At 33.2% G+C, this 5,696-nt stretch carries 3 protein-coding genes; all 3 read left to right on the top strand.

Features of this window, described 5'->3' with window-relative positions; translation table 11 throughout:
- The first annotated feature begins 54 nt into the window (after nucleotides 1–54).
- Nucleotides 55–369: a LytTR family DNA-binding domain-containing protein gene (locus DWW68_RS13170; RefSeq protein WP_118589412.1), complete on the top strand. Its 315-nt coding sequence runs from the start codon at nucleotides 55–57 to the stop codon at nucleotides 367–369.
- 203 nt (nucleotides 370–572) lie between these two features.
- Nucleotides 573–5,381 carry an amidase domain-containing protein gene (locus tag DWW68_RS13165; protein WP_118589411.1) on the top strand — a complete coding sequence of 1,603 codons (4,809 nt, stop codon included), beginning with the start codon at nucleotides 573–575 and terminating at the stop codon, nucleotides 5,379–5,381.
- Nucleotides 5,382–5,430: 49 nt separating this feature from the next.
- Nucleotides 5,431–5,696 (top strand): hypothetical protein (locus DWW68_RS13160; protein ID WP_199669489.1); only part of this gene is annotated, 266 nt, incomplete at its 3' end.

The following is a 5,696-nucleotide window of genomic DNA, read 5'->3' as shown; positions in this document are numbered from 1 at the left end:
CCTAAAAATAAAGGTTTTATAAAGAAAATAGGGTAGTAAATTTGACACTACCAATTGGGTAAGGGAGAAATTAATATAAAGATAAGGGATATTCTTTATATTGAGACGGAGTGGAGAAACATTGTTGTACATACATCGGATAATAGAATAAAATGCAGTGGAACTTTATCGGAGTATGAAAAACAATTGAAAAGTGTTGGATTTTGCAGATGCCACAATTCTTATTTGGTGAATTTGGATAAAATAAAAAATTTTGATAGTAGTGCAGTATATTTTGCTAATGATGAATTTGCCTATATCAGCAAGAGAAGATATTCAGAAACTAAAAAGCAGTATTTAAAGAGGCGAAGAGAGATATCTTGCAAATAGAGTAAAGGGTGGTATGTTGGTTAATTTAATCGGCATATCTTTTTTTGTCGTTTTTTCTAAAAAACTCCCACTTACGCAAAAAATGGGTACACTTACGCAAGTGGGGGTGAAATGAAAAAAGTAGATTGGTACCATATGCGTGAATACAAGATATTTAGCAAAATTAAATATAAGCTAACAAATAGCATGGGAGGTACGTTAATATGAAAGAAAAGAAGAAACATATGAGAAAAACAGGAAAAAGGACAATATCTTTTATTTTGATTATTGCACTGATGGTAACAGGATTAAATCTTGACACAATGGCAGATTCAGTTTATGCCGCACAGAAAAACAGAACGGAAAGCAATGCGGGTAAAGAGAAAGTAACAGTTGTAAAGGAACTTACAGGAGAAAGAACGGAAAGCACAAACACATATCTGATGAGTGATGGCTCGAAAAAAATGGAAGTATATGGGGAAAACATCAGATATAAAGAAAAGGGAAGATGGAAAGACTATGATAATACGCTTAATGAAATTTCAGGAACGGATGAGAAAAAATTAAATGTGATATGTGAAAATGATGAAAATTTAAATGCAGGGGAGTATCAGTATGTAAATACACAAGGAGATAGCAGACAGTATTTTTCAAAAAAGTTAGACAAAGAACATCCGATTGTCATGAGTAGTGAAAAATATGCCATATGTTTTGCACCGGTGTCGGAAGATGATAAAGAAAGCAAAACGGAAGAGGGTAAAAACAGAACGACCGTTAATGAAATAGAGGGAAAGAAATATTTAACAAATGAAGAAGAAATAATTGCGCAGGAAGAAGACGGTGAAGACTGTAACAAAGTGGAATATTCAAGCGAAAGTCAGAATATAAAGTATGTTTACACATCATTAAACAACGGTGTCAAGGAGGAAATTGTATTAGATAAAAAGCCTGAGAGAAATACATTTGAATACAAATATGATTTTACGGGAATGGAGCCGGTGAAGTATGATGACAATTACATTCTATTAACGGACAAAAAGAATGGAAATGTTGTTGCATCAATATCGGCACCATACGTAAGCGATGCACAGGGAAATAAATCCTATGATGATGTAAAAATGAAACTGGAAAAAGTGGAAGATGATACATATATCGTAAAATTGACTGTAAACAGTGATTATTTAAATGATGAAAGCAAGTATCCGATTACAGTAGATCCGAGCGTTTACTGGGATGCAACCAAGAGTTCAAACATTAATTCTTATAATGAAAATCCAAGTAACGCACATGCAATTCCCGGTTCATATCGCTTTTACACGGGAATAGATTCAGAAGGTTATGGGCAGACGGCATTCATTCTCTGTTCTGATGTGATTAATGCATTAAAAGGAAAGACAGTTAATTATGCGGTATTTGAACCCGTCATAGCTGAAATAGGGGGAACTCCGGAAATCAGCATTAGAAATGCAGAAAGTTCTTGTGATTTTATGAGTATGTATAAGGGTGGAAAAGCTGAAGTTGGAACGAAAAAGTATGGAATATATAAGTGTGAAGATAATAAGATCGATGACAGAATTGCGCTGTATATGACTGATATTGTAAGGGAAGTTGCAGCAGAAAAGATTGCATCCTGTGGTATAGCATTAAAGACGGAAAATACGAACAATGGCAATTATGTGACCTTTTATGGACCAGCAGAAGAGAAAAGACCTATCTTTTATGTGGGATATAGCGAAACTGAGAATATCAATGCAAAGTATGATGGAAGTTTCGTCATAAGCGGAGCTGATGATGAAAACGAAGATGAAACAGAGATTGACCTTCAGTGGGAAGCATATGAAGATGCAGATGTATACCAAGTATATGTGAGGGAGAATGAAGGAAGCTTTGAATCTGTTGGAATAACGTATGGTACGGAATATGCTTATAAATGTTCAGATAATACAGAGAAAACAGATTTCAGGGTTCTTGCTATATTAAAAAATCAAGATGAGGATATTGTTACAGGGGAAGATGATATACTAAGCAATATAGTTTCATTTGATAGGGTAACAGAAACAAAGCAGGATGAGAATGGAAATGATGTAATAGATGTTTCCTATGGACCGGTTATAAGAGACACCGATGGGGACGGACTTGAAGACGGCTATGAAATATGGGATTTTAAGACACTGTGGAATGAGACAACAGGCACAGATTCACAAGGAAACAAGATATATGATTTAGATACGGATAATGATGGACTGCCAGATGGATATGAGGTATTTACCCTTGGTACAGATCCTGCAATAAAGAATGAAGATGGAAAAGACAGTGACGAAGATGGATTAAGTGATTTGGAAGAATATGTGAAAGGAACAGACCCATGGTTGAAAGATTCGGATTTTGATGAGAGAAATGATTCAGACGAACTTGAAGAAACAGATCCGAGAAAAACAGATAATCCACAGCTCAAGGGAACTGACAGGCTTGGAGCGTACTCCGCTCAGGTACACAAGGGACTTTATGACCATGAATATTCAGAAACTGAAAATGGAGTAACCGCAACTTATATAGTAAACATATATCGTGGTGATATAAAAAAGATAACTACGAATTACGGTGATGACACATTAAACAAGACCGTAAAATATTTCTATGATGAAAAAGGGAACAATACGGCAATCATAGAAGAAAATTCAAAGGACAGAGAACATACAATATGCATAACATATACATATGATAGTGACGGAAATGTTACATACATATGTGACCAGAAAACAAAATACACAATGTCTTATAATGACGGAGAAATGACATCCCTTATGGTGGGAAATATTCCTCTTGTAAATTATAGTAAAAATATTCTTGAAGACAATAAGGGCGAAAATGGTGACACTACAAATATTGAAGAAGGAGAAGTTGTTGATGAGACAGAGAATGTAGTATCGTATGGAAATGGTCAAAAAATAAAAACAGTGGTTTCAGAAATAAAAGCTGATGAAAATAATATTAATTCAGTGGCGACAGAATCAAAAATATATTATAATGAAGATACCACATATTCATACATAATGAAATACAATAGTGAAGGACAACTCCTTAAGCTTACAGATAAAACCGGCAGTGAAGATGTAAGTTATGATTATATTTACAATGATAATACGGTAAAGGTATCACGAAGTGATGGATTTATAAAGGATATAAAAACAGTTGAGGATGAGGAAGGAAATATAACGGATACGGATATTTCCTATACTTTTAAAGACATTGAAGGAAAGTGCGTAACATATAAGACATCACATAAAGCAGATATATCGGATGAAAATAAAACGGTCATAACAGATAAATTATATAATAATGATAGTCTTACAATGGAATTATCAGATGAGGGAAGGACGATTAACACAAGGCTATATTCACAGCTTTATAAAAAGGATATTTTAAGTAGTGAGCAGAAAGAAGTGTCAGATACAAAAACAACCTATAGCATAGGTATGTATGGTGAAGACAAGGAATTTGAGTATACATACGACCTTGCAGGCAACATAACAGCAATAAAGCAGAATGGTAAAAAGATGTATGAGTATGCTTATGATGTTCATGGAAGGCTTACAAAGGAACTGGATTATACAAACAATACAGGCTGTACATATGGATATTCAAGCACAGGAAATGTTAATGCAAAACATTTTAAAACGATAAATGAGGACGGAAGCCTCACAAACGTAAAGGATAAGGAGTATAGTTACAAAAACAGTGATTGGGCGGATCAGCTTACTAAATATGATGGAGAAGATATAACATATGACGGACTTGGAAATCCGGTTAATTATATAGATGGAAAAAGCTTTGAATGGACAAGAGGCAGACAGCTTTCAAAGATGACTTTGAAAGATAATTCAGAAATCACTTATAGGTATAATCAGGATGGACTTCGAACCTATAAGGAAACAAATACAACATCCACTGATTATGAATGGGATGAAACAAAACTTATAAGAGAGACAGTAACATACAAGGCAACAGGAAAGAAATATGACATCTGGTACTTCTATAACGGAAATGACGAAATGACAGGTTTTGAGTATAGTCAGATAAATGACATAGATCAGAGCCTTAAGAAGACAAGAATTTACTTCGAAAAGAATATGCAGGGGGATGTAATCGGACTTCTTGATTCAAGAGGTGCAGAGATTGCAACATATGCATATGATGCATGGGGAAATGTGACGGATACTTTCTGTTATGAAGGAAATGAAACACCATATGCATTGAATCATATCACTTATAGAGGCTATTATCATGACAGCGAGAGTGGATTCTATTACCTTCAAAGTAGATATTATGATGCGGAAGTTGGAAGATTTGTTAATGCGGATGATGTAAGGTATATTGGTATAGCTGATAATGTGATATCAAAGGATAACTTATATTGTTATTGTAATGGTAATCCTATTAGTAATCTTGATCCAACTGGAAATGCAAGTCATAAAAAGAAATATTCATTTAAATATAATAGATCTAAGGCTAGACAATATATGGTAAAATATTATAATAATCCAAACCCTGACTATTTATATTTTTGTTCTGATTGTACTAATTATGCATCTCAGGTTTTGTATGCAGCAAATGTACCAATGGTAGAAAAAAGTTCTGGTTGGTATTTTCATTATGTAAACGATTGTTTTGGAGAATATACTACATCATGGACAACGGTATTAGAGAATAGAAAATTTGTTCGTTCAAAACTTATGGGTAATTTTACAACAATAAATCGTGAAACGAGTGATAAAGTTACTAAAGAATATATGGAGAAAATGATTAAATCATTTAATCCACAGGTGGGTGATATAATATATTTTTATAATAGGGAAAAAAAGAAATATACACATACAGCAATTATTAGTCATGTGAAAAAAAATGATATATTATATTCCGGGCATACTGATAATTGTTTAGATAAAAGTTTAATGGGAAGATTAAACAAAAATAGAGATTATTGTCATGTAGAAATTTGTCATATAAAAAACAAAGGTAAATTTTACATGTAAATTTTAAGTTGATATTAAGTTTAAGGTGATGAAATAAAGGAGATATATAATGAAAAAAACGTGGATTAAACCAATTTTGGTTATTTTTGCAATAGTTGTGTTGTTCATAGGAATTAACTCGATATGTATATATAAGTATTTAAGTGAGTATGGTTATGGCATAAAGGAATTGCCACAAACAGTTGCCGTATGGTTGAGATTAAGTGACGGTTTTACCGTTGAAGTAAATGATGATGAAGATAGTCATTCTACATTGTTTATCGGTCATAGTGACATACAAGATTATATAAAAAAATATGAAAAAGCAGGCTATAC

Source organism: Eubacterium sp. AF16-48, from assembly GCF_003479405.1.
Classification (GTDB): Bacteria; Bacillota; Clostridia; order Lachnospirales; family Lachnospiraceae; genus Eubacterium_G; species Eubacterium_G segne.
The sequence above is the reverse complement of the archived record's forward strand: the minus strand, read 5'-3'. Positions and strand labels throughout refer to the sequence as shown.

Excerpts from the sequence above, each read along its gene's own strand:
- DWW68_RS13165 (WP_118589411.1), top strand. The coding sequence starts at position 573 with ATGAAAGAAAAGAAGAAACATATGAGAAAAACAGGAAAAAGGACAATA.